This window comes from Ruegeria sp. BB10 (assembly GCF_056535725.1).
This window is the reverse complement of the sequence record NZ_JBQFIW010000001.1, coordinates 1,456,179-1,482,820: the sequence shown is the minus strand read 5'-3', so window position 1 is coordinate 1,482,820 and position 26,642 is coordinate 1,456,179. Positions and strand designations below refer to the sequence as shown.

24 protein-coding genes are annotated in these 26,642 nt (G+C 57.6%); 17 read left to right on the top strand and 7 right to left on the bottom strand.

From position 1 onward, the window contains the following. Window positions 1-106 precede the first annotated feature (106 nt). Window positions 107-514, top strand: coding sequence for a hypothetical protein (locus tag ACR3EP_RS07430; protein WP_480637075.1), 408 nt, complete (start codon window positions 107-109; stop codon window positions 512-514). Window positions 515-582: 68 nt separating this feature from the next. Here the strand turns inward: ACR3EP_RS07430 and ACR3EP_RS07425 are convergent, their stop codons facing one another. Then, complete coding sequence (locus ACR3EP_RS07425) at window positions 583-972, bottom strand: hypothetical protein (RefSeq protein ID WP_170375886.1); 390 nt, start codon at window positions 970-972, stop codon at window positions 583-585. Window positions 973-1,072: 100 nt separating this feature from the next. Continuing rightward, window positions 1,073-1,834: an FkbM family methyltransferase gene (locus tag ACR3EP_RS07420; protein ID WP_170349127.1), complete on the bottom strand. Its 762-nt coding sequence runs from the start codon at window positions 1,832-1,834 to the stop codon at window positions 1,073-1,075. Between the two features lie 101 nt (window positions 1,835-1,935). Between ACR3EP_RS07420 and ACR3EP_RS07415 the strand changes: the two genes are divergently transcribed. The 3 genes from ACR3EP_RS07415 to ACR3EP_RS07405 all read left to right on the top strand — a co-directional run bounded on the left by ACR3EP_RS07415 (window position 1,936) and on the right by ACR3EP_RS07405 (window position 4,074). Continuing rightward, entirely contained in the window at window positions 1,936-2,535 is a 600-nt protein-coding gene (locus ACR3EP_RS07415) for a superoxide dismutase (protein ID WP_480637073.1), read from the top strand. Window positions 2,536-2,538: 3 nt separating this feature from the next. Then, entirely contained in the window at window positions 2,539-3,417 is an 879-nt protein-coding gene (locus ACR3EP_RS07410; protein WP_170359101.1) for a metallophosphoesterase, read from the top strand. Window positions 3,418-3,624: 207 nt separating this feature from the next. Beyond that, on the top strand, window positions 3,625-4,074 hold the full coding sequence (locus ACR3EP_RS07405; protein ID WP_170349125.1) for a host attachment family protein: 450 nt from the start codon (window positions 3,625-3,627) through the stop codon (window positions 4,072-4,074). Between the two features lie 44 nt (window positions 4,075-4,118). On the opposite strand, the gene ACR3EP_RS07400 is transcribed toward ACR3EP_RS07405, so the two are convergent. Beyond that, a complete protein-coding gene (locus ACR3EP_RS07400) occupies window positions 4,119-4,670 on the bottom strand; it encodes an LOG family protein (protein WP_480637071.1) in 552 nt (183 codons plus the stop codon). Window positions 4,671-4,796: 126 nt separating this feature from the next. Here ACR3EP_RS07400 and ACR3EP_RS07395 point away from each other — a divergent pair, with 126 nt between their 5' ends. From ACR3EP_RS07395 to ACR3EP_RS07380, 4 genes are all read left to right on the top strand, one after another. Beyond that, entirely contained in the window at window positions 4,797-6,143 is a 1,347-nt protein-coding gene (locus tag ACR3EP_RS07395; RefSeq protein ID WP_480637070.1) for a LysM peptidoglycan-binding domain-containing protein, read from the top strand. Window positions 6,144-6,222: 79 nt separating this feature from the next. Then, a complete protein-coding gene (locus ACR3EP_RS07390; RefSeq protein ID WP_480639000.1) occupies window positions 6,223-8,028 on the top strand; it encodes an ABCB family ABC transporter ATP-binding protein/permease in 1,806 nt (601 codons plus the stop codon). A gap of 64 nt (window positions 8,029-8,092) precedes the next feature. Then, window positions 8,093-8,497 (top strand): DUF2147 domain-containing protein, encoded by a 405-nt coding sequence (locus ACR3EP_RS07385; protein ID WP_480637068.1) that lies wholly within the window; start codon window positions 8,093-8,095, stop codon window positions 8,495-8,497. A gap of 153 nt (window positions 8,498-8,650) precedes the next feature. Continuing rightward, window positions 8,651-8,974, top strand: coding sequence for a hypothetical protein (locus tag ACR3EP_RS07380; protein ID WP_170505489.1), 324 nt, complete (start codon window positions 8,651-8,653; stop codon window positions 8,972-8,974). 46 nt (window positions 8,975-9,020) lie between these two features. On the opposite strand, the gene ACR3EP_RS07375 is transcribed toward ACR3EP_RS07380, so the two are convergent. After that, on the bottom strand, window positions 9,021-12,794 hold the full coding sequence (locus ACR3EP_RS07375) for an efflux RND transporter permease subunit (protein ID WP_480637066.1): 3,774 nt from the start codon (window positions 12,792-12,794) through the stop codon (window positions 9,021-9,023). Continuing rightward, a complete protein-coding gene (locus ACR3EP_RS07370; RefSeq protein WP_480637064.1) occupies window positions 12,791-14,023 on the bottom strand; it encodes an efflux RND transporter periplasmic adaptor subunit in 1,233 nt (410 codons plus the stop codon). Before ACR3EP_RS07370 ends, ACR3EP_RS07375 begins: the two co-directional genes overlap by 4 nt. A 224-nt stretch (window positions 14,024-14,247) precedes the next feature. On the opposite strand from ACR3EP_RS07370, the gene ACR3EP_RS07365 reads away from it, so the two are divergent. From ACR3EP_RS07365 to ACR3EP_RS07345, 5 genes are all read left to right on the top strand, one after another. Further along, window positions 14,248-14,919 (top strand): hypothetical protein, encoded by a 672-nt coding sequence (locus ACR3EP_RS07365; protein ID WP_170349117.1) that lies wholly within the window; start codon window positions 14,248-14,250, stop codon window positions 14,917-14,919. A gap of 39 nt (window positions 14,920-14,958) precedes the next feature. After that, complete coding sequence (locus ACR3EP_RS07360; RefSeq protein ID WP_480637062.1) at window positions 14,959-16,281, top strand: PQQ-like beta-propeller repeat protein; 1,323 nt, start codon at window positions 14,959-14,961, stop codon at window positions 16,279-16,281. Between the two features lie 48 nt (window positions 16,282-16,329). Further along, window positions 16,330-17,793: a ribosome biogenesis GTPase Der gene (der, locus tag ACR3EP_RS07355; protein WP_170396259.1), complete on the top strand. Its 1,464-nt coding sequence runs from the start codon at window positions 16,330-16,332 to the stop codon at window positions 17,791-17,793. A 165-nt stretch (window positions 17,794-17,958) separates the two neighbouring features. Beyond that, window positions 17,959-18,945, top strand: coding sequence for a fatty acid desaturase (locus ACR3EP_RS07350; protein WP_170375865.1), 987 nt, complete (start codon window positions 17,959-17,961; stop codon window positions 18,943-18,945). 96 nt (window positions 18,946-19,041) lie between these two features. Next, the gene (locus tag ACR3EP_RS07345) at window positions 19,042-19,656 is read left to right on the top strand and encodes a helix-hairpin-helix domain-containing protein (RefSeq protein ID WP_480637059.1); all 615 of its coding nucleotides are present in this window, start codon (window positions 19,042-19,044) and stop codon (window positions 19,654-19,656) included. A gap of 58 nt (window positions 19,657-19,714) precedes the next feature. Here ACR3EP_RS07345 and serS read toward each other — a convergent pair whose 3' ends face one another. After that, window positions 19,715-21,007, bottom strand: coding sequence for a serine--tRNA ligase (serS, locus tag ACR3EP_RS07340; protein ID WP_480637057.1), 1,293 nt, complete (start codon window positions 21,005-21,007; stop codon window positions 19,715-19,717). Between the two features lie 71 nt (window positions 21,008-21,078). Next, window positions 21,079-22,743: a mechanosensitive ion channel family protein gene (locus tag ACR3EP_RS07335; protein WP_425080422.1), complete on the bottom strand. Its 1,665-nt coding sequence runs from the start codon at window positions 22,741-22,743 to the stop codon at window positions 21,079-21,081. 201 nt (window positions 22,744-22,944) lie between these two features. On the opposite strand from ACR3EP_RS07335, the gene yajC reads away from it, so the two are divergent. Genes yajC through ACR3EP_RS07315 form a run of 4 tightly spaced genes read left to right on the top strand, consistent with a single transcriptional unit; the run spans window position 22,945 to window position 26,636 of the window. Beyond that, window positions 22,945-23,232, top strand: a complete 288-nt coding sequence (gene yajC / locus ACR3EP_RS07330; RefSeq protein ID WP_058280646.1) for a preprotein translocase subunit YajC — start codon at window positions 22,945-22,947, stop codon at window positions 23,230-23,232. A gap of 33 nt (window positions 23,233-23,265) precedes the next feature. Further along, window positions 23,266-24,927, top strand: coding sequence for a protein translocase subunit SecD (gene secD / locus ACR3EP_RS07325; RefSeq protein ID WP_425080423.1), 1,662 nt, complete (start codon window positions 23,266-23,268; stop codon window positions 24,925-24,927). A gap of 1 nt (window position 24,928) precedes the next feature. Further along, window positions 24,929-25,897 carry a protein translocase subunit SecF gene (gene secF / locus ACR3EP_RS07320; RefSeq protein ID WP_170349109.1) on the top strand — a complete coding sequence of 323 codons (969 nt, stop codon included), beginning with the start codon at window positions 24,929-24,931 and terminating at the stop codon, window positions 25,895-25,897. After that, entirely contained in the window at window positions 25,878-26,636 is a 759-nt protein-coding gene (locus ACR3EP_RS07315; RefSeq protein WP_480637056.1) for a TSUP family transporter, read from the top strand. The genes secF and ACR3EP_RS07315 overlap by 20 nt, the downstream gene beginning before the upstream one ends. Window positions 26,637-26,642: the final 6 nt, after the last annotated feature.

Sequence of the window (26,642 nt, the reverse complement as noted above, 5' to 3'; positions counted from 1 at the left end):
GTCTCCCCTTAAGATTGTATTGAGTTTTAAGTGGGATAAGGCTGCAAGCTATAGTGTTATTGGTAAAACTTGAAAGCGTAAGAAGATGAAGAAAGCGATAGCCGCCTTGGCTTTGACCTTGGCTGCAACCACAGCGAAAGCTGAAGTCGTCACCTATGACTGCAACTTGCACCGGATGGAAGAAGGATGGATCGCCGAGCGTGTGATCCTGAGTGTTGATGCGGAAAACAAGCGTGCGCGGGCTTATGACGCCTACATTCATCACTATGATGACAAGCAGCCCAAAGATGTGAAATTCAAAACAACCCGCACGGGCGAATTCAGGCTCATGTGGAAAATGAAGATCCCCGCCAGAAATAGCGGGCTTGTGTATGTAAGTTATACAGCCACACTGAACCCGGAAAAACAGCGTCTGGACATGATCGCAAGATTTCCTCAAGCCAATGTGCTTAACCGGCCATCGGGTTTCGGAGAGTGTTCAATAAACACGATCGAGTCGCTTTACGCTTCCTGAGTTCTGCAAGCTCGCTGGTTTTGTATACTCGAAAAAAGAAAATCCCCGGGAATTCCGGGGATTTTTTTTTAACTTTCAACGCTGCAAGTGCCAAGACCGTAAGGCTTGTTAGAGGCGTTTGTACTGACGAAAGACATACGAACTTTGAGGCTGTTATCAGCGGGATTTAGGTTTGCCTGATACTTGACACGCAAATTACCACCGGCAGAAGCGCGTCGTGTTTCGGTCCAGACCATCCGAACACCCTTGTTGCCACGGCTTTTGTATTTAGTGTCGATCCATTCAGGTCTGCTCGCTACCTTTGCCCAGCCGTCTTCGGCGTCCACTTGAAAGGCATAGCTCCGCGCGATCCAGCCGTGGCTGTCCTGTTTGGTCATTTTGCAATTGTAGGTAACTGTTTCCGCCATGGCGCCGTGTGCAAAAAATGCGGCCAAAGCAACAATGCTGAGATATTTCATATTTTCCCGATTTCCTTGTATCCGGGTACAGGAAATTTCAAAAACGGGCAGAAAGAACAAGAAGTTCCAGGCAGTTATTCAGAACGTTTTTGGGATACTGTCAATTGCGCAACAACAGTGTTTTGTATTGCGCAAGAGCGTTCGGATTCAATAGTTGTTCCGCTGTAATTGGTTGGGAGTTTTCGTCAGCGACCGCGGAATAGAAACCCAAAAGATCCAACAGGTTTTTCGTCTTCTCCAATCGATTATCCGTTGCCAACAGCGGGGCGTGCAGTGATAGCAGCAGGGCGGGGCGCTGTTTCTTCAACCAGGCAATCAGAGTGGGCAGTACGAAATATTCGGCCCCTTCGATATCCATTTTGACCAGAGATACGCCGGACAGGTCATTTGCGGCCTCAAACTGATCCCATGCAATTGTCAGGGCGTCGCTGCCATGCTTGCCGTCATGCAATAAGGAACTGGTAGAATCGCCCGGCTCGCCGCGTACCGAGGCCATGCGGGCCACGCCGAACTGGTTGGACAGCGCCACCCCAAAGGCCGACACGTTGTGGATGTCGTTCAGGTCCAGATTCCACGCCAGATACCTAAATGCAGTCGGATCGGGCTCAAAACACCACACGTGCCGGGCGCGGCGGGCACCGTAAAGCACGGTGGGGCCGATCCAGGCGCCGATATCCAGATAGTCGCTGTCGGACGAGAGATATTCGTCGAGAATGGCGAAAGTTTCGGGCTCCCACGCACCGGCTGAGGCTTTGCGCCAGAATTTCGAATGATAGGGGTCCAGATGAAACGGCTCGCCATTCAGGCTGCCTGCATAGTACCCGCGGGCGCGGTAAAACATCTTGCGCGCCTGTGTCAGCATCGCGGACCTCCGGGTTTTATTGTCACGGGCCTTGACCTATGGCGACTGTCAAAGCATTTAACCTTGGGAACCGCAACTTACATTTATAACAGGGGGCCGACATGGCTTTTGAACTTCCTGATCTTCCTTATGCACATGACGCGCTGGCAGCCAAGGGAATGTCCGCAGAAACGCTGGAATATCACCACGATCTGCACCACAAGGCATATGTCGACAACGGCAACAAGCTGATCGCCGGAACCGAGTGGGACGGCAAATCGCTGGAAGAGATCATCGTTGGCACCTACGACGCAAACACAGTCGCGCAGAACGGCATCTTCAACAACATCAGCCAACTGTGGAACCACAACCAGTTCTGGGAAATGATGGGCCCCGGAGGCAACGCCATGCCGGGTGAGTTGGAAAAAGCCCTGACCGAGAGCTTTGGCTCGGTTGACGAATTCAAGTCGCAGTTCAGCGCTGCTGGTGCTGGTCAGTTCGGTTCGGGCTGGGCGTGGCTGGTCAAGAACTCGGACGGTTCGCTGGCTGTAACCAAGACCGAAAACGGCGTGAACCCGCTGTGCTTTGGTCAGACAGCGCTGCTGGGTTGTGACGTCTGGGAGCACTCGTATTACATCGATTTCCGCAACAAACGCCCGGCTTACCTGTCGAACTTCCTCGACAATCTGGTGAACTGGGAAAACGTTGCATCGCGGATGTAATCCTTGAACCGCAGAAGGTTCATAAAGGGCCTGCTGGCGACCACGCTGGCAGGCCTGTTTGTTGCAGCCTATGGGTTTTTTATCGAGCCCTCGCTGCGATTGCGCGTGCGCAAGTGGCGCGTGCGGCGCAAGGATTGGACAGCGCAGCCGCTACGGATCGCGGTTTTGTCCGATCTGCACGTTGGTGAGCCTTATGTCGGCCTTGATCGTGTCCGGCAGGTAGTGCGGCGTACCAATGCACTGGCCCCCGATCTGATCTTGCTGTTGGGGGATTATGCGGGCCACTACGACGGCATCACCGCTAAAGTCGAAGCTGAAGATCTGGCTCCGGTTCTTGGACAGCTTGAGGCGCGCAGCGGAGTTTATGCTGTTCTCGGAAACCACGACTGGTGGGATGATGAGGATGCCCAACGGCGTGGCGGTGGGCCGAACAAATTCGCCACCGCGTTTCAGGGGCAGGGCATCAAAGTGCTGTCCAACGAGGCAATGCGCCTGGACGATTTGGGCATCTGGCTGGCTGGGCTTGAGGATCAGCTTGCCTTCAGACGCAATGGCAAGCTTGTGGGTCTGGATGATCTGCCGGGAACCATGGCGCAAGTGACCGACGACGCGCCCGTGGTAATGATGGCGCATGAGCCTGATATCTTTCCCGACATCCCGGAAAATGTAGCGCTGACTTTGTCCGGCCACACGCATGGTGGGCAGGTGCGGCTGTTTGGTTGGTCGCCGGTGGTGCCGTCCAAGTACGGAAATCGTTATGCCTATGGGCATGTACACGAAGACGGACGCGATTTGGTCGTGTCTGGTGGGATCGGGTGTTCGATCCTGCCCGTTCGTTTTGGTGTAACGCCCGAAATCACGGTGATCGAACTGTCAGCCTGACAGGAGAAAACCCGCCTATGAACAAAGTTTCATACTGAGACGGGTTTGCACGCAACCTCGCAGTGCCTACCTTGGGTGTGGCGGAGGGAGAGAACCGCTAACCATATGAAAATGTACAGGCAACGCGCCGGAAACCTATGGTTGCGTCGGGGTAAACCTATGCCTGTTAATTGAGGGATGGCCGTAGAAACATGACAGGAGATCACGATGGTCGCACTTGAACAGGGAACCTGGGTTGTTATTGCCGATGGGGAAAAGGCGTTGTTCGTCGAGAACATCACCGATGCCGAAGACCCCAATCTGGTGGTTGTTTCGGTGGAAGAACAGGATGGGGTTAGCCGACCCACCGACCGAGCCGGGCGGCGCTTTGATACCGGGCCGAACCAGAAATCGTCGGTTGAAGAGCCAAACTGGAAGACCCACGCCAAATCCCTTTTCGTGCAGGATGTTGCCAATCTTCTAAACCGTAAGGGATTGAAAGGGGCCTTCAATCGGTTGGTTCTGGTTGCCAGCCCGCATGTGCTGGGCCTGTTGCGCCGTCGCCTGCACAGCGAGGTACTTGCCAAGGTCGTGGCCGAGGTGGACAAGACCCTGACCAACCACCCAATGCACAAGGTCGAAAAGCTTCTGACCAGCCGCCTGAACCCGGCAGTTTAGCCGATTTATTCCCCGGTGGGTGGTCTCAGCCGTCCGTCTACCGGTCAGGTCAGGAACCCGCGCAGTGTCGACATCGCCGAGGCCGGATCATCAACCCAAGTGATGTAATCCGCCAACGACTCATCCGCGAACCCCTGACCGATGACGCGCTGCACCAGCTCGTGCAGCGCGTCCCAGTAACCATCCACGTTCATGACCAGAATGGGTTTGTCATGCAGGCCCAGCTGCCGCCATGTCAGCGCCTCGAACAGCTCATCCAGCGACCCCGGGCCGCCCGGAAGCACGACCACAGCATCTGCATTCATGATCATGACCTTTTTGCGCTCGTGCATCGTTTCGGTGACCACAAAGCGGGTCAGGTCGGTTTTGCCGACCTCGCGTTTCAGCAGGTGAACGGGGATCACTCCGAATGTGTCGCCGCCAGCGGATTGCGCAGCACGGGCAACTTCGCCCATCAGGCCGACATCCCCGGCGCCATAGACCAAACGCCAGCCTTCTTGTGCCAGCATCGTTCCGAAGGCCCTTGCGGCTTCGGAATAGGCGGAATTTGCGCCAATGCGTGACCCGCAATACACACAAACAGATTTCTGAGACATCGTGAACGCTCTCCGGGGTTGTGCCTGGGCTTTTGACCCCTGATAGCGGGATTGATAGATTGGCTCAACCGCCGCGCAGAATGTGTTGAAGGCACGGCACTTGCGCTGCGGAGTGAAAGGAAAAGAATGAACGCCGAGTCGGGAAGCGGAAGCTCTGGCACCTTCACCTGGGGGGTGATCGCCGGTATCGCAGTTTTAATCGGAGCGGGTGGATTGTACTGGTCCGGTATGGTCGGGGGGGACTCGGAAGAACCGGCACCAGAGGTCGAAGTCGCAGTTCAAACCCAGGAGGACAGCGCTGAGCCCGCTGAGCAACCTGCCGAAAGTTCCACACCACCTGCCGCAGAAGATGAGCAAAGCGTCGAGGCTGCGACCCCACCTGCTGCCGAAGAGGCGGTGCCTGAAACATCGGCTGAGGAAGAGACAGCCCAAGCTGAGCCGCCTGTGAAACCGCTGTTGGATCAAATTTTTGTTGAATCGGACGGCAATACGGTTCTGTCAGGTTCTGCCGAACCGGGTTCCGAGGTCAACGTGCTGCTGGACGGAGAAGCGGTGCATAGTTTCACGGTCGATCCTAGCGGTCAGTTTGCCGAATTCGTTTCGATTCCATTCGCCGATACAGCGCGCGGTTTGACGTTGGAGACGCAGGGCGATCAACCGGTGCGCTCGGACGACTACGTGATTGCTGCACTGCCCAAACCTGAAGCTGCGGATGACGCTGTTTCTGTCGCGGATACGGCTGAGGATGCAACGCAAGAACCCGAAGTGGCGCAGGCAACGGAAACGGATCAGGCGGCGTCGACCGACACGGTTGTCACTGACACGCCCTCTTCCGACACGGCTGAAACTGGCGCGCCGTCGACCGAAGATCAAACGGAACAGGTTGCCGAGGCTCCGGCTGAGGACACGCCGGACCAACAGGTCGCTATCCTGCGGTCTGGGGAGGACGGGGTTGAACTGGTGCAAGGTCCAACAAGCCAACCGCAGGAACCGGAACAGATCGCACTCGACACCATTGGGTATTCCGATGCTGGCGAGGTTGAACTGACAGGCCGGGTACCGGATGGATCGGCTGTGCGCCTTTATTTGGACAACCGGCTGGTCGATGATCTGTCCCCGGCCAATGACGGCAAATGGCGCAGCGAGCTGAACGGGGTCGAACCCGGCGTCTACACCCTGCGCGCTGACGAGATTGCACCGGATGGTACCGTCGTTAGCCGTATTGAAACGCCATTCAAACGTGAGGCCACCGAAGTGCTGCGCGCCGCCGAGGCGACGGATAGCCCCGAGACAGCAGAGGATGCCCCGCCGATCCGGTCGGTCACTGTGCAGAAGGGTGACACGCTCTGGGCCATTTCCCGCGAACGGTTTGGCGACGGTGTTCTTTTTGTGAAGCTGTTCGAGGCCAACCGGGCTGCTATTCGTGACCCGGACCTGATCTATCCCGGGCAGATCTTCACGATCCCCGAATAAGCTTTAGCCTCTGGCCCCTGCGGGGGCGGGGGGCTATCTCTGACCGCAGACCAGGAACGTGATGAGACGATCAGCCCCGATGCATTCAGACGATACGCCAGAAACGAACGAGCGCCGCTCAGGTTGGCGCACGATCCGCAAGGTATCACCATACCTCTGGCCCGAGGACGAACCTTGGGTCAAACGCCGTGTTGTGTTGGCAATGGGAATGTTGGTTCTGGCCAAGCTAATCGCGGTGTACACGCCAATTTTGTACAAGGGCGCGGTCGACGGTCTAGCCGGTGAGGGCGTGCCGCCCCTGGCACTGGGTGCGGTAGGATTAACCGTAGCCTACGGTGTTGCACGGATGATGACCGTGGGATTTCAGCAGTTGCGCGATGCGGCTTTTGCCCCGGTCGGGCAGCGGGCCTTGCGGGCGCTGGCGCTGGAAACCTTCCGGCACATTCACCAATTGTCGATGCGCTATCACGTGACGCGCCGAACCGGCGGTCTCAGCCGGATTATCGAGCGCGGCGTGAAGGGCGTGGAATTCCTGTTGCGGTTCCTGTTGTTTTCCATCGGACCGCTGATCCTGGAATTGCTGCTGGTCGCGATCATTCTGATGTGGCTGTTCGATGTGTGGTATCTGGTCGTCGTGGCGGTGACCATTGCGCTTTATATCTGGTTCACCTTCGCAGTCACCGAGTGGCGCGTGAAGTTGCGGCGCGAGATGAACGATCAGGATACCGAGGCCAACCAGCGCGCCATAGATAGTCTACTGAACTTTGAAACCGTCAAATATTTCAACGCTGAACAGCGCGAAGCTGAACGCTATGATGTCTCGATGAAAGCCTATGCTGGCGCGGCGCTGAAAACGGCTTATTCGCTGGCCTTCCTGAATTTCGGGCAGTCTTTTTTGATCACCTGCGGACTGATCGGTGTGATGGTTCTGGCCGCCATCGGTGTGCAGAATGGTACGCTGACCGTGGGTGATTTTGTCATGGTCAACGCCTACATGATCCAGATCACCGTGCCGTTGAACTTTTTGGGCACGGTGTATCGTGAAATCCGTCAATCGCTGGTCGATATGGGGCAGATGTTTGATCTGCTGGAACAACCTACCGAGGTAACAGACAAGCCCTGCGCGCCGAACCTTGCGATCAAGGGCGGTGAGGTGACGCTGGACAACGTACGGTTTGGTTATGATGCGGATCGTGAAATCCTCAAAGGCATCTCACTGACCGTTCCGGCGGGGCAGACCGTGGCTATTGTCGGGGCTACCGGTTCGGGTAAATCCACCATCGGGCGGCTGCTGTTCCGGTTCTATGATGTGACTGGCGGAGCGCTGAGGATCGACGGGCAGGATGTGCGCGACGTGACCCTGAACAGTCTGCATGCCGCCATCGGTGTGGTGCCACAGGATACGGTGCTGTTCAACGACACGATCCGCTACAACATCGCCTATGGCCGCGATGGCGCCACTCAGGAAGAGGTCGAAGCCGCAGCCAAGGCAGCCCAGATTCACGAATTCATTGTAACGCTGCCCGAAGGGTATGACACCAAGGTTGGTGAGCGTGGGCTGAAACTGTCCGGCGGTGAAAAACAGCGTGTCGGCATTGCGCGCACGCTGTTGAAGAATCCCCCGATCCTGTTGCTGGACGAGGCGACCTCGGCACTGGATACAGACACCGAGCAGGACATCAAGGATGCATTGGCGCGGGCCGGAGAGGGGCGTACGGTTCTGACCATCGCGCATCGTCTTAGCACCATCGCCGAGGCCGACCGTATCGTTGTTTTGGAGCAAGGCGAGATATTGGAGCAGGGCACCCATGATGAGCTTCTGCAACGCGAAGGTCGTTATGCGCAACTGTGGAGCCGTCAGCAATCGGATGCGCAGGCTGCCTGAACCGAAACCGGCCTCCGACTGGACTATGTGATATACTGAATGGGTTTTTGGAGGAGTTGGTTTGATGCGCAGATTGAAAAGAACCTCTGTTGTTCCGGTCTTTATTGCCGTGCTGATGCCAGTGATGGCGGCGGCTGATCCCATTGTCGGTGTCTGGAAAACCGAACCGGATCGCAAGAACCTGATTTCGCATATCCAGATATCTGCCTGCGGAGACAAGTTCTGTGGTCAGATTCAATCGGCCTATGACAAATCTGGGAAAGAGGTGCAGACCCCCAATATCGGCAAAAAACTATTCTGGGATGTGGCCAGCGAAGGGGGCGGCAAATATGGCGGCGGTGATTTCTGGATTCCCATGGTCAATGTGGATGTGGTGCCGCAAATGACGCTGAGCGGAGACACTCTGACCGTGCGCGGATGCGAGCATGTTGTGTGCGGGCACCAGAAATGGACACGTCTGTCCAAGTGACCCGCTCCTTCTGACAAGATTTTTTTGCAACTAAGTCTTGCGCTACGACCAGCGCTCTGACTGTGGGTGATTGCCGATTGACCGATGATATTGCTCCGTTATGACGGGCAGTACCAACCGAGTGGTGTTGGGCAATAAATCAGGGAAACACTAATGAAGAAGTTCTTTGCTGCGCCGATCGTTCTGGCGTCGCTTTTCGCGTCGACCGCCTTCGCCGAGGATCTGGTATTTTTGCTGGGTAATGAAAGCAGCGTCGATCTGGTCGAATTCAATGTCTCGGCAAGTGCGTCCAATGAATGGGAAGCAAACTTGCTGCAAGGCGATTACATCGCGCCGGGATACGAAGCAGACGTGTTGATTGCTGACGGTCTGACCACCTGCGTCTATGATATTCGCGGCGCGTTTTCCGATGGTTCTAGCGCCGAAGATTACGGCGTAGACCTGTGCGATCTGGGTGAATACGTCTTTACTGACTAAGCCTGTCTGAAACGAAAAATGGCGAACCGTTGGGCTCGCCATTCTTTTATTCTGCCGCTTTTAGGGGTGATCCCGGCGGAAGTTCGGGCGCCTGGGCATCTTTGGACGCAGGGGGCGTTTCGTCGCCCCAGACCACCTCGGTCGCTTGTGCCTGACGGACGGCTTTGCCAATCGCCATATCCTGCGCCAATTGGCTGGATCGACCGGATGTCGCGCGCGCCAGTGCCCGGCCCAGCCATATCGTGTAGGTCGAAACCCAAACGCGCAACGCCAACAGTGAAGGCGTCACGATCAGCGTCAGAACCGTCGCAATGCCCAATCCGAAGACCACCGCCGTTGCCAGCTGCTTCCACCACAACGCGGTGGGGCTGTTGATCGAATAACCACCATTGATGAAGTCCAGCGACAGGCCGAACATCATGGGTGTCAGACCAGCCATCGTGGTCAATGTGGTCAGCAGAACCGGACGGATACGCGCCTCAGCCGTGCGGATGATGGCTTCGATCCGGGGCATGTAGCGGCTATATTCCTGATAGGTGTCGATCAGAACGATGTTGTTGTTCACCACGATCCCTGCCAGCGCCACGATGCCCGTGCCGGTCATGATGATCGAGAACGGTTGCCCCATAACGATCATTCCGATCAGAACCCCGGTGGTCGACAGAACAACCGCCAGCAGCACCAGTACCGAGTTGTAGAACGAGTTGAACTGCGCCAGCAGGATCACGAACATCAGGCCCAAAGCACCTAGGAAAGCGCTTTGCAGGAAGGCCCCGGATTCCTCTTGATCCTCCTGATCGCCGGTCCACTCCCAGGCAATCGCGTTCGAGAAGGGGCTGGTGTTCAGCCATTCCGTCAGCACTGCGATCCGTTCATTCGGGTTGACCAGCGCGAACCGCGCCCCTTCTTCCGCAATAGCTGTGCGCAGGTCCTCGACGGTTTCGGCACCGGTTAGTTGGAACAGCTCAAATACCGTGCCATCGGAGCTGGTGATGGTTGTCCCGTTGGCGTCCGCGCCTTCTTCGACCGCACGCACAACGGCCAGTCTCTGTTCGGTTCCGTCAGGGCCGTCAACTACCACCTTGGACAGGCCCGGCTCGACATCTGCTTTGACGTCATAGTAACGCTGCTGGTCGATCCGGTTGATCTCGGCCAGCTTGGCCACCGGTTGGCGGGTGACAAAGTTGGACAGCGGCACTAGCCCGTCAGGGGTGCGGACCTTGAGCGAATCCAATGTGGACAAAACTCGGTCCTGTTCAGGCAGGCGCACGCGAATCTCGACTTCTTCATCGGTGTTGTCCGGACGCATCTCGCCGAGAAGAATGCCACGGGTGACCAACTGTACCATTGCGCCAACCGTGGCGACATCAGCCCCGAAACGTCCGGCCTTGGCGACGTCCACGTCGATCTGCCAGTCGATGCCGGGCAGGGGCATGGTGTCTTCGATCTTGATCAGACCGGGCGTTTCGTCAAACACAGCCCGCGCGGCTTCGGTCGCTGTGGTCAATTCCTCCCAACCGTCGCCTTTGATACGCAGATGCACAGGTTTAGCTGAGGCCGGACCCTGTTCCAGCGGCAGGATTTCCACGATGAAACCAGGCAGTTTGGCAAGTTCTGCATTCAACTCGTCTAGAACGAAATCACCGTCGTACTCCGGGGCGATGATTTCGCGATCGAACAGACCGAAAAACGCGGGTTCTGTCAGCGTTGGGCGGTCCTCCCACGGAGTGATTTCGAACTGCACACGACCGACGGTATCCGCCGGAGCTTCGGCACCGCCGTTGTTCTGGTTCAGGCCGCCTTCACCGGCAAAAGCGAACACGTTGGTTACGGCTGGGTGTGCGCCTATTACCTCTTCGGCGGCCAACACCATCGCGTCTTTTTCCTGCAATGACAGGTTGCCCCGTGCGCGGACATAGGCCGTGGCCTGTTCCGGTTCGGTTTCGACAAAGAACTCAACGCCGCGGTTGTTTTCTCCGTAGTACGACATCACCTGCCAGACGCAAAAACCGACTGCCATGATTGATACGAGCGGCATGACCGGGTTGCCGACCAGGAACTTTATCAGATAACCGAACACAGAGTGTTCACGCGCTGTGTGGACGCGTTCTTCCTTTTGCCGCTCGATTTTGGCGGCGCTCAGGGTCACCGACCCTGCAAAGCCACCGAAGACGAACAGCAAGGCACCCGACAGCACGCCCCCGGGCAGCAGATAGTCAGGGTTCAGCATCTGCATCGCGCCCAAGAAGATCATGTACAGCGATGGGGGGACCATAATTGCGCGAACCCACCACGGGGCCACACTGCGCAGCCAATTCGAAGTTCGATCGAACGTGCGGCTCATTCGTCCGGATACGCCGCCGACGACCGGCAGGTAGATCAGCGCCACGATCAGCGAAGAGGACAGAACGAAGATCAACGTGATCGGCAGCATCTTCATGAATTCGCCGGGCACGCCGGGCCAGAACAGCATCGGCAGGAAGGCACACAGTGTCGTCGCGGTCGAGGACACAATGGGCCAGAACATCCGCTGCGCCGCCTCGACATAGGCGTGCATCGGGCCGATGCCTTCTTTGATGCGCTTATCGGCGTATTCAACCACAACAATGGCACCGTCGACCAGCATCCCCACCGCAAGGATCAGCCCGAACATCACCATGTTCGAGATGGTGACGCCCATGACCGCAAGAAAAGCAAAGCTCAGCAGAAACGAGGTTGGGATTGCAAACCCGACCAACAGCGCAGCGCGCGTACCCAGCGAGGCCAGAACGACGATCATCACCAGCGCGATCGCGGTTAGGACCGAACCTTCAAGCTGACGCACCATCGAATCGACAATGCGGCTTTGGTCGTTCGAGGTGCCAACATCTACGGCGGCCTGCAATTCGGCGGGCCATTTCTCTTGTGCTGCTGCAAGAGTCGCTTTGACGTCGTCCACAGTGTCGATCAGGTTGTAGCCTTTGCGTTTGACAACCTGCAGGGCCACCGTGGACTGGTTGTCAAACCGCGCGGTGCCTTCGCGGTCTTCGAAAGTATAGTTGATCTGCGCCAGCTCACCCATCGTCACGACGCGGTCGCCATTGACCTTGACGGGCAGGCTGTAGACATCTTCTGCGGTTTTGAATGAAGACGGGATTTTGACCGAGAAAGTGCCTTGTGCTGAATCCACCTCACCAGCAGCGATCAGCTGGTTGTTGTTTTGGACAACTGTGATCAATTCGTCGGCCGAGACGTTGTAAGCCTCTAGCCGGAGCGGATCGATAATCACCTCGAGCAATTCGTCTCGGTTGCCCGCAATCCCGGCTTCCAGAACGGAATCCAGCGATTCAAGATCGTCCTGCAAGTCTTTGGCAATACGCGCCATTGTTCGCTCGGGGACTGCGCCAGTTAGGTTGACGATGACGATAGGGAATTCCGAAAAGTTAATCTCGAAAAGCGAATACTGCTCAGCCCCTTCAGGGAAATCGGCCTGAGCGCTGTTCATCGCGTCGCGCACATCCGCCATGATCGCGGTCTTATCCCAGCCGAATTCGAACTCCAGCGCGATACCGGCATAGCCTTCGGCAGCAGTGGCGGTCATTTCCTTGAGACCGTCCAGATCCGCCAGTTCAGTCTCCATCGGCTTGATCAGAAGGTTCTCAGAATCCTCGGCGGAAATGCCGGGAAATTGGACCGAGACGAAAAGCGCCGGGATTTCGATATCCGGTTCACCCTCTTTGGGCAGGCTGACATATGCAAACCCGCCGACAATCAGCGAGATCGCGATGAAGGCCAACACCATACGGGCCCTGTGGGCGGCCCAAGCAACCAATCCTGTCATTGTGCAGCTTCCTGGTAGGTTGGTTCGACCTTAACGCCTTGCGTCACGAATTCCTGGCCGATCACAATGACATCAGAGGTTTCCGGTAGCCCATCAACCCAGACGCCTTTTGCGGTGTCGCGCAATAGCAGAATCGGCATGAATTCCACGATCTGGTCAGCGCCGACCGTGCGCACACCGATCTGCCCTTCGTTGTTCAAGGTCAGGGCGGATTGCGGCAGCAGATGGGCCTTTGCCCCGTCGGCGGCAATACGGATATTGGCCGTCTGACCATCGCGAATGGCCAGTTCCGGGTTTGGAACGGTGATTTCAACTTCGAAGGTGCGGGTCGTTTCATCCGCCGACCTGCTCAGAAAAGTCACGCGGCCTTTGACCTCAAGACCCGTGATCAGGCGAGCCGATGCTTCCGAACCGACGATGATCTTGTTTACATCCGTTTCGGGCACGAACCCCACCAGCTTGATCGGGTCCAATTGAATCACGGTCGCACACAGCGATCCGGGCTGCATCAGGCTGCCCAGTTCGGCGGTATCGCTTTCCAGCAGGCCCTTGAATGGGGCTTCGATGGTCTGACGGTCAATCTCGCGCTGGGCGGCTTTAACCTCGGCAGTGGCGGCTTCGATCCCGGCGCGAGTGGCCTCCAATCCGGCCTCGGCGGTTTTGACGCCCGCTTCGGCAGAGCGCATCGCGGCTTCGCTGGAAATCCGTCGCGTTTCCGACCCGAACCCGGTTTCCGACAGTTTCTGTGCGGCCGTCAGGTTGATTTGCGCCTCAGCAACCAGGGCATGCGCCTCTTCCAGGCGAGCTTCGGCCTCGGGGATGCGGCTTTCGGCTTCAAGTTTGGCGGCCATAGCCTCGGCCAGGCTGGCGGGGCGGGTGCCTGGGTCAAGCTCGCACAGCAGGTCGCCCGCTTCGACGAACGCACCCTTGCGCTTGGGTTCCGAAATCACGGTCGACGTTGTTTCGGCCAGAACTTCGACCTGGCGATTGGCTCTGGTCTGGCCGCGCAACAACACGGCGCTGTCAATTTCCCGTGCGGAAGAGCGCAAGACGACCACACCGATTGCATTCTGCGCCGTCTGGGGATCGGATACAGATTCTACTTCGGATGACGTATCTGTTTCAGAGTCGCCGCGACCGGCAAATGCAAACAATGCGTCGCGTTCAAAGACCAAAAGGAATAACGCGGCAATCACCAGAATCGCATTCACGAATGAAATCAATCGCATACGGGGCCTCTCTAAAAATTCTTTGCCGATTGTCCTTCGGCGTGCATGTTTAAAAGTGGGGGCAGGCACGCGCGTTTTCTACACTAAACTGAATAGTTCGGTTCACTTTTTTTCGCAAGGGCAGCGTGACGCCGCGAAAATGTGCGAATTCCGGCCCTTGGCTTGGCAAGGTCGCCGGGGTATGACATGGCGCCATAGAAAATGTGACAGCCCAGGGAGCAGGGATGAGCGACGTCGACAGTTTTATTGATGAGGTGACCGAAGAGGTTCGCCGTGATCGCCTGTATCTGCTGCTGCGTCGTTGGGGCTGGATCGGCGTTCTGGCCGTGGTTCTCATCGTTGGCGGGGCCGCATTTAACGAGGTTCGCAAGGCCCGTACCACCGGTCAGGCTGAAAAGCTGGGTGACGAGATTCTCAGCGCGCTCGCGCAGAATGACTCGGCCGAACGTGCAAGCAGCCTGGCCAGCATTGATGCGGTAACACCCGGCGGTGATGCGGTTCTGAACATGTTGCTGTCTTCGTCGCAGGTTGAGGCCGGGTCGCGGCAAGAGGCTGTGGACAGCCTGAACGCCATCGCTGTTCAGGGTGATCTGCCGGAAATTTATCGTGCGATTGCTACATTCAAGGCGCTGCTGCTGCAAAGTGACACTTTGCCCGTGGCGGATCGCCGTCAGCAGTTCGAGGCGCTGTCTGCGCCGGGCGCACCGCTGCGCTTGTTGGCCGAAGAACAACTGGCACTGATTGATGTCGCCGAGGGGAATGCGGACGCAGCAATCGAGCGTCTACAGGCGATGCGGCAGGACGCCGAGATTGGCGTGGACCTTCAGCAACGCGCCGCGCAATTGATTGTCGCGCTTGGCGGCGAACCGGAACCACTGGTGGCCCAGCAGGGCTGAACCGGCGGCAATTAGAATGACAGGCGAGTTCGGAGTATCATGGTGACAAGTCTTTTCTCCCGCATTGGATTGACGGCTGCGGCCCTATCGCTGAGTGTTCTTGCCGCATGTGAGGAACCCGAAGTCATCCTGCCAGGTGCCCGTGAAGACATTCGGCCCACCTCTGACAACGTGACTTTGGTAACCCAGGGTTCGAAACCGATCAGCCTGCCTGCGCAAAAAGCCAACGCCAATTGGTCGCAAAGCGCCGGTACGCCCGCATTTCGCACCGGCAACGCGGCACTGCGCGCGACGCCTCAGCGTGTGTGGTCGACCTCGATCGGGGATGGGGATTCGCGCAAGCGTCGCATCACCGCAGAACCTATTGTGGCCGGTGGCCTGATTTATACGCTGGATGCAGGCGCGACCGTTTCCGCGGTTACACCGCAGGGACAGGTGGCCTGGAGCAAGAGTCTTATCCCGGCCAATGATGGCGACGCGGACGCGACCGGCGGCGGATTGGCCTATGCCAATGGTGTGCTTTACGTGTCGTCCGGGTTTGGGCGTCTGACGGCGTTGGATGCGAAAACTGGGGCGATCAAATGGCAAAAACGCCTGAATGCCCCAGGAAACGGCGCACCTTTGGTCAATGATGGTTTGTTGTATCTGGTAGCAGGTGATGAAACCGGCTGGGCCGTGAACACCAAGGACGGCCGCATCGCGTGGCAAGTTCAGGGTACGCCAAGCGTGGGCAATGTTCTGGGGGCTCCGGCCCCTGTGATTGCACAGGAGTTTGCCGTCTTTGCCTTTGGTTCGGGCGATATTTCCGCGTCTTTCCGCAAGGGGGGGATCGGGCGCTGGAACGCTTCGGTCGCGGGTGGGCGCCGGGGACGTGCGGCCGCACAGATCGTGGATGTGACCGGCGGACCAATGGTGGTGGGCGATACGATCTATATCGGCAATCACTCGGGCCGCACCGTGGCGTTTAACGCCACGTCGGGTGAGCGGATCTGGACAGCGGATGAGGGGGCTGTGGATACGGCCTGGCCTGCCGGTGACAGCCTGTTTTTGATCAGTGACCGCAGTCAGTTGGTCCGGTTGAACAGGGCAGATGGTTCGATCATCTGGGCGCAGGATTTGCCCGGTTTTGTCAAGGACAAGCCCAAACGCCGTGGTCCAATCGTTGCACACTATGGCCCGATCCTGGCCGGTGGGCGCATCATTGTCGCGTCGAATGACGGTTTCCTGCGGTTCTTTAACCCGGTCGACGGCACGCTGGTCAACAGCGTCGAGGTTCCCGGCGGCGCCACCACGGCCCCGGTAGTGGCCGGGCAGACGTTGTATGTCGTTTCGACCAAAGGTGATCTACACGCTTTCCGTTGATCGCAAGATGCGCTAAAGGGCGCGTCTGAGTCTTGAAAGTTGAGTATCATGTCGCTGACCCTCGCCATCGTGGGGCGCCCGAATGTGGGCAAATCCACTCTGTTCAACCGCCTTGTGGGCAAACGCTTGGCCCTGGTCGACGACCAGCCCGGCGTGACGCGCGACCTGCGCGAGGGCGAAGGGCGTCTGGGCGATCTGCGCTTTACCGTAATCGACACAGCGGGTCTTGAGGACGCGACCGATGACAGCCTGCAGGGACGGATGCGTCGCCTGACCGAGCGCGCGGTGGATATGGCCGATGTCTGCCTGTTTATGATCGACGCGCGGGTGGGGTTAACCCCAACGGACGAGATGTTCGCCGAGATCCTGCGCAAACGCTCGAAACATGTGATCCTTGCCGCCAACAAGGCCGAAGGAAGTGCGGCGGATGCGGGTGTGCTTGAGGCGTATAATCTGGGTCTGGGTGAGCCCGTGCGCTTGTCGGGCGAACATGGCGAGGGGATGACAGACCTTTATGCGCAACTCATGCCGCTGGCAGATGCCGCGGCTGAGAAGGCCGAGGATGATGCCCCGCAAACCGATATCGAACTGGACGAAGACGGCGAGGGCGAGGCGCCGCTGATCACAGCCGCCAAGCCGCTGCAGGTTGCGGTAGTCGGGCGGCCAAATGCCGGAAAGTCCACACTGATCAACAAGATCATCGGCGAAGACCGCCTGTTGACCGGCCCCGAGGCTGGTATCACCCGCGATGCGATCAGCCTGCGGATTGACTGGGCCGATCCCGATGGCGACAGCACCCCGATGCGGATTTTCGACACGGCGGGCATGCGCAAGAAGGCTAAGGTGCAGGAAAAGCTGGAAAAGCTTTCTGTGTCCGACGGTCTGCGCGCCGTAAAATTTGCCGAGGTCGTGGTGGTGTTGTTGGACGCAGCCATTCCGTTTGAACAGCAGGACCTGCGCATCGCTGATTTGGCCGAGCGCGAAGGCCGCGCCGTCGTTGTCGCCGTTAACAAATGGGATATCGAAGAGAACAAGCAGGAAAAGCTGCGCGATCTGAAAGAGTCCTTTGATCGTCTGTTGCCGCAATTGCGTGGCGCACCGCTGATCACCGTATCTGCCAAGACTGGTCGGGGGCTGGAACGTCTGCGCGCTGCCATCCTGCGTGCGCATGACGTTTGGAACCGTCGTGTACCCACAGCAGCACTGAACCGCTGGCTGACGGCCATGCTGGAGCAGCACCCGCCGCCAGCGCCGCAGGGCCGCCGGATCAAGCTGCGCTATATGACTCAGGCCAAGACCCGTCCCCCTGGGTTTGTGGTGATGTGTTCACATCCCGACAAGATGCCAGACAGCTACACCCGCTATTTGGTGAATGGCCTGCGCGAGGATTTCGATATGCCCGGGTCGCCTATCCGCCTGACATTGCGTGGGCAGGGTGACAAAAATCCCTATAAGGGGCGACGCAAGAAAAACGCGGGCGCTCTGGCCAAACATCTCAAAGGTCGCGCGTAACTGCGCCAATTTTCAGCACTTTCGGCTGAAAGGCGTGACAGTCCCGCTGCCGCAGGCTAGCATTCGCCTGTGTGCATCTGTTTTTTGTGCGCGCTGCTTGATTACAAGCAAAACGCAAATAGTTTCGTGGTGATATTAATTGGGCCAAACGTGGGGACAGGCTGAATGAATTTGCGGGAATATACGCGACAATATGCGGTACAGGACAATCGGCTGGCCGCGCTAAGCTATTTTGGGACCTTCGCCGTTTATTTCGCGTCGCTGACGCTGGCAATTATCTATGTCGACCGCTGGTACATCATGATCCCTGCCGGGATCGTCTTTGCCTTTTCAGCTGTGCGTCTTTACGTTTTGCAACATGATTGCGGCCACCATTCCCTGTTTGAGACCCGCGAACAGAATGAATGGGCCGGGCACGGTTTGTCGCCCTTCACCTTTGCGCCATTCGAAGTGATGAAGCAGAACCACAACCTGCACCATTCGGGGATCGGTAATTTGGAACACCGCGAAACGGGTGAGATTCACACGATGACCCTGCGGGAATGGAACGCTGCAGACTGGAAAAAGCGTTTGTTCTACCGGCTTTACCGCAACCCGTTCATTCTGGTTCCGGTTGGTGCGCTTTTCACCTATTTCATTCGCTACCGCTGGCCCAAAAACACGGTACGGTTTGGTGTGACCGGAGTTCTGCTGCACAATCTGTCGATCGTGATCTTCCTGGGGTTGCTTTATCTGATCGCGGGCACGACCGGTATTCTGGTCTGGCTGGTGTTCTCGTTGCTGGGGGGCATGCTGGGTGTATTCCTGGTCTACCTGCAACATAATTTCGAAGATACGTATTGGGACCGCCGCCCGGACCTTGATCCGCAACTGGCTGCCCTTCAGGGGTCTTCTGCATTGGATTTCGGCTGGTGGTTCGACAATGCTGTTGCCTGCATCACACTGCACGACATCCACCATTTCAACGCCCGTATTCCCTCCTATCGACTGCGGGCGTGCCACTATAACTTGCCGCCTGAATTCACCCCGCGTCGGATCAAGTTCCCCGAGGCGGTGGCGGCGCTGAATTTGAAACTCTGGGACGAAGATGCCAAGCGTCTCGTGCCATTCCCCAAAGAGGATAGAACCGGCACTCTGGCTCATGGCAGTTGACGCAATGACGTCGCCGAAAATGCTTGCCGATTAGCAGGCATCTGTGTCCAGTGTGCATTCAATTGAAAATGTAGGGAGAGAAAGGAAGGCTTAGTTATGACCGCAGTGACCGACGTTAAGGGTGTAGGCAAGGCGCTTGGACAGGCGCTGATCGCCAATGGGTACAAAACCGCTGAAGCCCTTGCCAAAGCCAGCCCTGCCGACTTGGTCAAGGTTCCCCGAATTGGTGCCTCTAGCGCGCCTCTGCTAATCGCCGCGGCGAAAGAGGCGATTGCAACCCAGCCCGCAGCGAAAGCGGCTGCGGCAAAACCTGCAGCCAAAAAGCCAACTGCGGCCAAGACAGCCAGACGCGCGCCCGCGCGCAAACCTGTGACGCGCAGGCCCGCCGCCCGGAAAACCGTTGCAGCCGCCGCCGCCGAGAAACGTGCCGAAGAGGCCGCGCGCAAAGCTGCCGAGGAAAAAGCCGCCGCAGAAGCCAAGGCGCGCAAGAAGGCCAAAGCCAAGGCCAAGGCTGAAAAGGCCGCCAAAAAGCTGCAAGAGATGGAAGCCGCGATCTCAAAGGCCAAGGACAAGGTGAAGGCCAAGGCCAAGAAGGACAAAAAGTCTAAGAAGGACGGTAAGAAAAAAGATCAGTCCAAGAAGGGCGGTAAGAAAAAAGACCAGCCCAAGAAAGACAAAAAGAAGACGGGTAAGAAAAAGACGAAGAAGTAATCCTCCTTCGCCTTACGTTCTGCAAGACCGGCACTACGCAATGCGGGTGCCGGTTTTTTTATGCCAGTGTGCCGTCCAGCTGCAGTGTTCGTTTACCGCCCAGGTATGGCGCCAGCACTTCGGGCAGGGTCACGGTGCCATCCGCGTTCTGTCCATTTTCCAGAACCGCAATCAGGCAGCGGCCGACCGCCAGCCCTGAACCGTTCAGGGTGTGGACATACTCCGGTTTGCCGCCACCTTCGGGGCGGAAACGTGCGTTCATGCGGCGGGCTTGGAAAGCTCCGGTTGTCGAGACCGAGCTGATCTCACGGTACGTGTCCTGCCCGGGCAGCCAAGCCTCGATATCAAAGGTGCGGCGCGCGCCAAAACCCATGTCGCCCGTACACAGAACGACGGTGCGGTAGGGGATGCCCATCTGCTCCAACAGGTCCTCGGCACAGCGCAGCATGCGTTTCTGTTCCTCATCCGACTTGTCGGGATGTGTGATCGAGACCATTTCGACCTTTTCAAACTGGTGCTGGCGTAGCATGCCTGCGGTGTCCTTGCCCGCGCTGCCCGCCTCGGACCGGAAACAGGCCGTGTGGGCGGTCATGCGGATGGGCAGGGCGGCTTCGTCCAGAATGTCACCGGCCACTGAATAGGTCAGCGTCACTTCGGATGTGGGGATCAGCCACCAGCCATTGGTGGTCTGATAGCTGTCATCGCCGAATTTCGGCAGTTTATCAGTGCCGTACATCGCCTCATCGCGGACCAGAACCGGAGTCTGCATCTCGGTCAGACCGTTCTTGTCGATATGGGTGTCCAGCATGAATTGGGCCAACGCACGGTGGATACGCGCGACACCCTTCGACAGGTTTACAAAACGGCTGCCGCTGGTCTTGGCGGCGGTTTCAAAGTCCATCGCAGCGGCAACGGCGGGAATGTCGAAGTGTTCTTTCGGAGCAAAATCGAGTTCGCGCGGGGTGCCCCAACGGTTCACCTCGACATTGTCGTTCTCATCCACACCTTGCGGCACATCCTCGGCGGGCAGGTTGGCGATGCGTGCCAGTTGGTCGGTTAGCAGCGCGTCCAGATCCTTGGCCTCGTTCTGCATGCGGGCGATTTCGGTCTTTTTCTCAGACACCAATGCGCGCAGACGCTGGAATTCATCCTCGTCCCCGCGCGCTTTGGCGGCACCGACCTCCTTGCTGGCCTTGTTCTGCTCCGCCTGAGCGGTTTCGGCGGCCAGAATCTTGGCCCGGCGGCTTTCATCCAGCCGCAGCACATCTGACGACACCGGCGCATCCCCACGGCGCGCCAGCGCGGCGTCGAAGGCGTCAGGGTTTTCGCGAATGGCGCGGATGTCGTGCATGGTTCAGATCCTTAATGCGTGAATCACTAGGATCGCTTATGCACTATCTGAAAGGCAGGGTGTAGCACCGGTTACGACTTATCGGTGTCCTCGTGTGTTTCATGCGCCAGATGCCCGTCCCATTCTTCGGCGGGTATCTTCGGTTCGGGCGGATCGGCCATGTAAGACGGTGTCATGATCTGCACGTTGTTTTCGTTGAACACTGCCACGATGTTGCGGTGCAGATCCGAGCGGATTTTGGGGATGATACTGCCCCGCGTCGTATAGCCATTGATCTGATAATTTATCGCGTAGTCGGCCAGTGCAGTCCACAACACGAACGGCTCGGGCTTGGTTTTGATCCCCTTGGTGCGCTTGGCGGCTTCGATCAGCATAGCCTCGACCTTCTCAGGTGGCTCCTCGTATCCGATGCCGACTGTGGTGTGCAGTAAAAGCCCACTACCATCTGTTTTCTTTGAAAAATTCACGACATCCGAATTCATCAATTGCGCATTGGGGATCGATATCAGCTCATTCTTGATGGATTTCAGGTGGGTTTCCATTAGCTTGATCTGCACCACATCGCCAATGTGGTCCCCGATCTGAATACGGTCCCCGATCGAGGTTGAGCGGCGGTAGATAACGAATAATCCAGCCAGCATGTTGGACACGACCGAATTCGCCCCCAGCGATAGCATAGCGCCAACCAATATGGTCAGGCCCTGAAACGCGGCCGAGTCCGACCCCGGAATGTAAGGAACGGCGAAAACCAGCGCGATGAGGATGACGACGACGCGGGCGATATTGAAGGTCGGGTTGACCCAATGCTTCTCGAAATCGCCCATATCGAACGACCCGGCCTCAACGGCATCAAAGAACACGCGCATGCCCTTGATGATGTACATCGTGACCCAGGTGATCAGGGCCAGCATGATCATGTTGGGGATGTAAGAGAGAATGCCTTTGAAGATCAGCAGAACCGGTTCGGTCAGGTAGGTCAGTAGCAATTGCGCAAAATAGCGGGTTTCGGCAAAGGCGAGCAGAACAAAGGACAGGTAGTAGTAGAAGCCCAGGAAGAAGATAATGAGCAGAACGAAATTCAGACCATACCTGACCAGTGCGGCAATCGCCTCGGCCTGAACACTTTTGGCAGTGGCGGTTTCCACATCCCGCAAGTGGCGTTTGACAAATTTTAGCGTGCGCCGCCTGATCCTGCGATGCATCCACAGGATCGCAACGATAAAAACGGCAAACCCAAGGGTCCACGCGGCGGCTTCGATCGCGCCGGATACGCGGGCCTGTTCCGTGCGATTAGCCCGATAGGCAAGGATGGCTTCTTCGATGGCCTGACCGTGTAGGAAGCTGAGAACATCCAGCTCCATCTGGTCCAGATCAGCATCTGCCACGGTCACAATGGACACGATCACACCATCCGCGCGAATTCGGATGCCAAGCTCGGTCTCTTCGAATGAAATGTCGACCGAGGGGTCTTCTGAGGCCTCGGCAACCTCGATGATCTTGTTCTGGACACTTTCCGCCCGTTCCGGCGCGGGCAGGGCGCTAGAGCCGCGCAGGAAGAACAGCATATCGCCGTCCACGATGACGGGGGCTTTGAAACTGTCTGTTTCCTCGGCCTCTGGTTCAACGATATCGGCGGGCGTTTCCTGTGCCCCAAGCGGTGCTGCAAGACACAAAATCAAGGCCAGCAATGACAGCAAAAGCGTCAACGATTGGAATGGCTTGTAACGAGCTGTCATTGTCCCTCCTCAGGTTTGACTATAGCTGAGTTCAGGCCTCTGGCTAGGACATATCTGCAACGCTTTGACGCGAGTTCATGCGTTGGGATCAGGTTCAGGTGGGTCACAGCACCGCCTTTGCTTGCAAAGGCGCATCTCAGGGCATAGGTTCCCGCCAAATTTGCGGAACCGTGCCGCAATCCAAAGCAAAAGGAATATCCCATGGAAGGTGGCGCATTCGCCCAGTTTCTCCCGCTGATCCTGATCTTCGCGATCATGTATTTCCTGCTGATCCGTCCGCAGCAGAAGAAGATGAAGCAACATCAGGCCATGGTCGAGGCCGTGCGCCGGGGTGATCAAGTTGTCACCCAGGGCGGTCTGATCGGCAAGGTGTCGAAAGTCAAGGAAGGCGAGAACGAAGTCGAGGTTGAACTGGCCGAAAACGTCAAGGTTCGTGTGGTCAAGTCGACTATTGCGCAGGTTCTGAACAAGACCGAACCGGCGAAGTAACTTCGCGCGACAATTCCTTGAAAAGGCAGGGTAATGCTGCAAATTAATACCTGGAAGCGGGTTCTGATCTGGTCGGTCTGTGTGATCGGTCTGCTGATGGCCCTGCCGAATGCGTTTTACACGCGCGTCGAGCAATCCAACGATGCCAAGGCCGCAATTGAACTTGGCATCGACACCCCCGAGATGCAGGCACAGGCGGCGCAATGGCCCAACTGGTTGCCATCGTCACTGGTCAATCTGGGTCTTGATCTGCGTGGCGGTGCGCATCTGCTGGCCGAAGTGAAGGTCGAAGATGTTTACGAATCCCGGATGGAGGCGATGTGGCCGGAAATCCGTGACGCGCTACGCGATGAACGCGCGACTGTTGGTACGATCCGACGGCAGGATTCGGCACCGGATGAGATTCGCGTTCGCATCAGCCAGCCCGAGGGCATGTCCCGCGCGCTGGAGGTTGTACGCGGTCTGGCCCGTCAGGTGCAGACGCTGACCGGAGTGGGGGCTACCGATATCGAAGCCCGCGCCGATGGTGACACCATCGTCGTGCAGTTGTCTGAGGCCGAAAAGCTGGCCTCGGACGATCGAACCGTGCGGCAGGCTCTGGAAATCATCCGCCGCCGGATTGACGAGGTCGGTACGCGAGAGCCCACAATTCAGCGTCAGGGTGCAGACCGTATCCTGATTCAGGTGCCGGGCATTGGCAGTGCAGGTGAACTGAAAGAGATCATCGGCACCACCGCTCAACTGACTTTCAACTCGGTCGTCAGTCGCGGCACCGACCCGGACGCTGTTCCGGGGATAGGGCAAGAGGTCGTCCCGTCCATTGACGAAGATGGCGTTTATTACATCATCGAATCCGCCCCGGTTGTGACGGGTGAGGAACTGGTCGACGCGCAGCCCTCGTTCGACCAGAACGGTCGCCCGGCAGTCAGTTTCCGGTTCAACACATCCGGCGCACGCAAGTTTGGCGACTACACGCTGGAAAACATCGGCGCGCCCTTTGCGATTGTATTGGATGACGAGGTGATCTCGGCCCCGGTGATCCAAAGCCATATTCCGGGCGGGTCGGGTATCATCACCGGTAACTTCACCGTTGAAGAAAGCACCAATCTGGCGGTCCTGTTGCGAGCGGGTGCGTTGCCTGCGGGGCTGGAGTTCCTTGAAGAACGCACCATCGGTCCCGAGCTGGGGCAAGACAGCATCGATGCCGGTAAAGTGGCAACCATCGTAGCCTTTGTCGCGGTGCTGACCTTCATGGCGCTTAGCTATGGTTTGTTTGGCGTGTTTGCCAACATTGCGCTGATCATCAACGTCGGGCTGCTGTTCGGCCTGCTGTCGCTGATCGGGGCCACGCTGACCCTGCCGGGTATTGCGGGGATTGTCCTGACGGTCGGTATGGCGGTGGACGCCAACGTGCTGATTTTTGAGCGTATCCGCGAAGAACTGAAATCCGCCAGAGGCCCGGCGCGTGCCATTGAGCTGGGTTATGAAAAAGCCCTGTCGGCTATTCTGGACGCAAACGTTACCACTTTCATCACCGCCGTGATTCTGTTTGCCATGGGCAGCGGGCCGGTGCGCGGGTTCGCGATTACGCTGGGCCTGGGTATTCTGACTTCGGTCTTTACCGCGATCTTCGTGACGCGTTTGATGATCGTGATGTGGTTCGAACGCCGTCGTCCGAAAATGATCGAGGTTTGACATGAGACTGAAACTCGTACCCCAGAACACCTCGTTCGATTTCTTCAGCCGCTGGAAGGTCTGGCTGGGTATCTCGGCCCTGATGATGGTCGTGGCGTTTACGTCTTTCATGCTGCAGGGGCTGAACTTCGGTATCGATTTCCGTGGCGGGACCACGATCCGGACCCAATCCGCACAAGAAATCGACGTCGGTGCCTATCGCGACGCGATCTCTCCGCTGGAGCTGGGCGACGTGAGCATCACCGAGATTTTCGACCCAACCTTTGGGCCGGATGAAAACGTCGCCATGATCCGCATTCAGGCGCAAGCCGATGCCGAGGCCGTCTCGGCCGCGACGGTTACCGCCGTGGAAGAGGCGCTGAAGGTGGCAGCGCCGGATATAGAATTTGTGTCCGTCGAATCCGTCGGCCCAAAGGTCTCCGGTGAGTTGATCCAGACTGCCGTGATCGCGGTGGTTTTGGCGATTGGCGCCGTGCTGGTCTACATCTGGCTGCGCTTCGAATGGCAATTCGCTTTGGGAGCAGTTGCCGCGTTGGTCCATGACGTGATTCTGACCATCGGTATTTTCTCGGAACTACAGATCCGGTTCGATCTGGCCATTATCGCGGCGCTTCTGACCATCGTGGGTTATTCGCTGAACGACACTGTGGTCGTGTTCGACCGCGTGCGTGAGAACCTGCGGAAGTACAAGAAGAAAGATCTCAAAGAGGTTCTGAACATCTCGATCAACGAAACGCTCAGCCGGACGGTGATGACCTCAGTGACCACGCTACTGGCGCTGATTTCGCTTTACGTGTTGGGTGGGGATGTGATCCGAGGTTTCGTCTTTGCGATGATCTGGGGTGTGATCGTGGGAACCTATTCTTCGGTCTTTGTGGCTTCGACCATCTTGCTGTGGCTGGGGGTCAAACGCGACTGGTCCAAGCCGTCCAATACGGCGGGCAATCAGTTTGCCAACATCGACGCCTGATATATTCGGCCAGTCCCCAATGGGGCTGGCCGTTATCATTTTAGCGGCTTTCCTCGGCGGCGTTGTACGCGGGTTTTCCGGATTCGGCACCGCACTGATTTTCCTTCCTCTTTCCACACCATTCCTTGGTCCATTCGGAGCCATCATCGGCCTGACTATAATGGACATCTTCGGCCCATTGCCGAACCTGCGTCGCGCTTGGCATGTTGTGCATCGCAAGGATCTGTTGCGGCTGTTGGTGGGCTGTGCGCTGTTGCTTCCTGTGGGGTTATGGGTGCTGACCAAAGTTGAACCCGAGGTTTTCCGCTATGCCGTCAGTCTGCTGGCGCTGTTTATGCTGGCCGTGCTGATCCTTGGCATGCGGTATCACGGCCATGTTGGCCGGGGGATGGTTGCGGGAATTGGCGCAGCGGCCGGGTTTCTGGGCGGCGTGGCGGGCTTGCCCGGCCCGGCGGTAATCCTGTTTTACATGTCGCGCCCCATACCGGTCGAAGTGATCCGCGCCACGATTTTATTGTTCTTGTTCGGGTTCGATTTCCTCCTCCTTGGGTTCCTGACCGGGATGGAGCGGATCACTTGGGCGGCGGCGGCATTAGGCCTTGCATTGGCCGTGCCCAATTTGCTGGGCAACTGGCTGGGCGGTTGGTTGTTCCGGCCCGCGTATGAAAAGCTGTATCGCGCTGCGGCTTACCTGGCGATTGCGGTTGCGGCCTTGTCGGGCCTACCGCTTTGGGGCTAGAACACG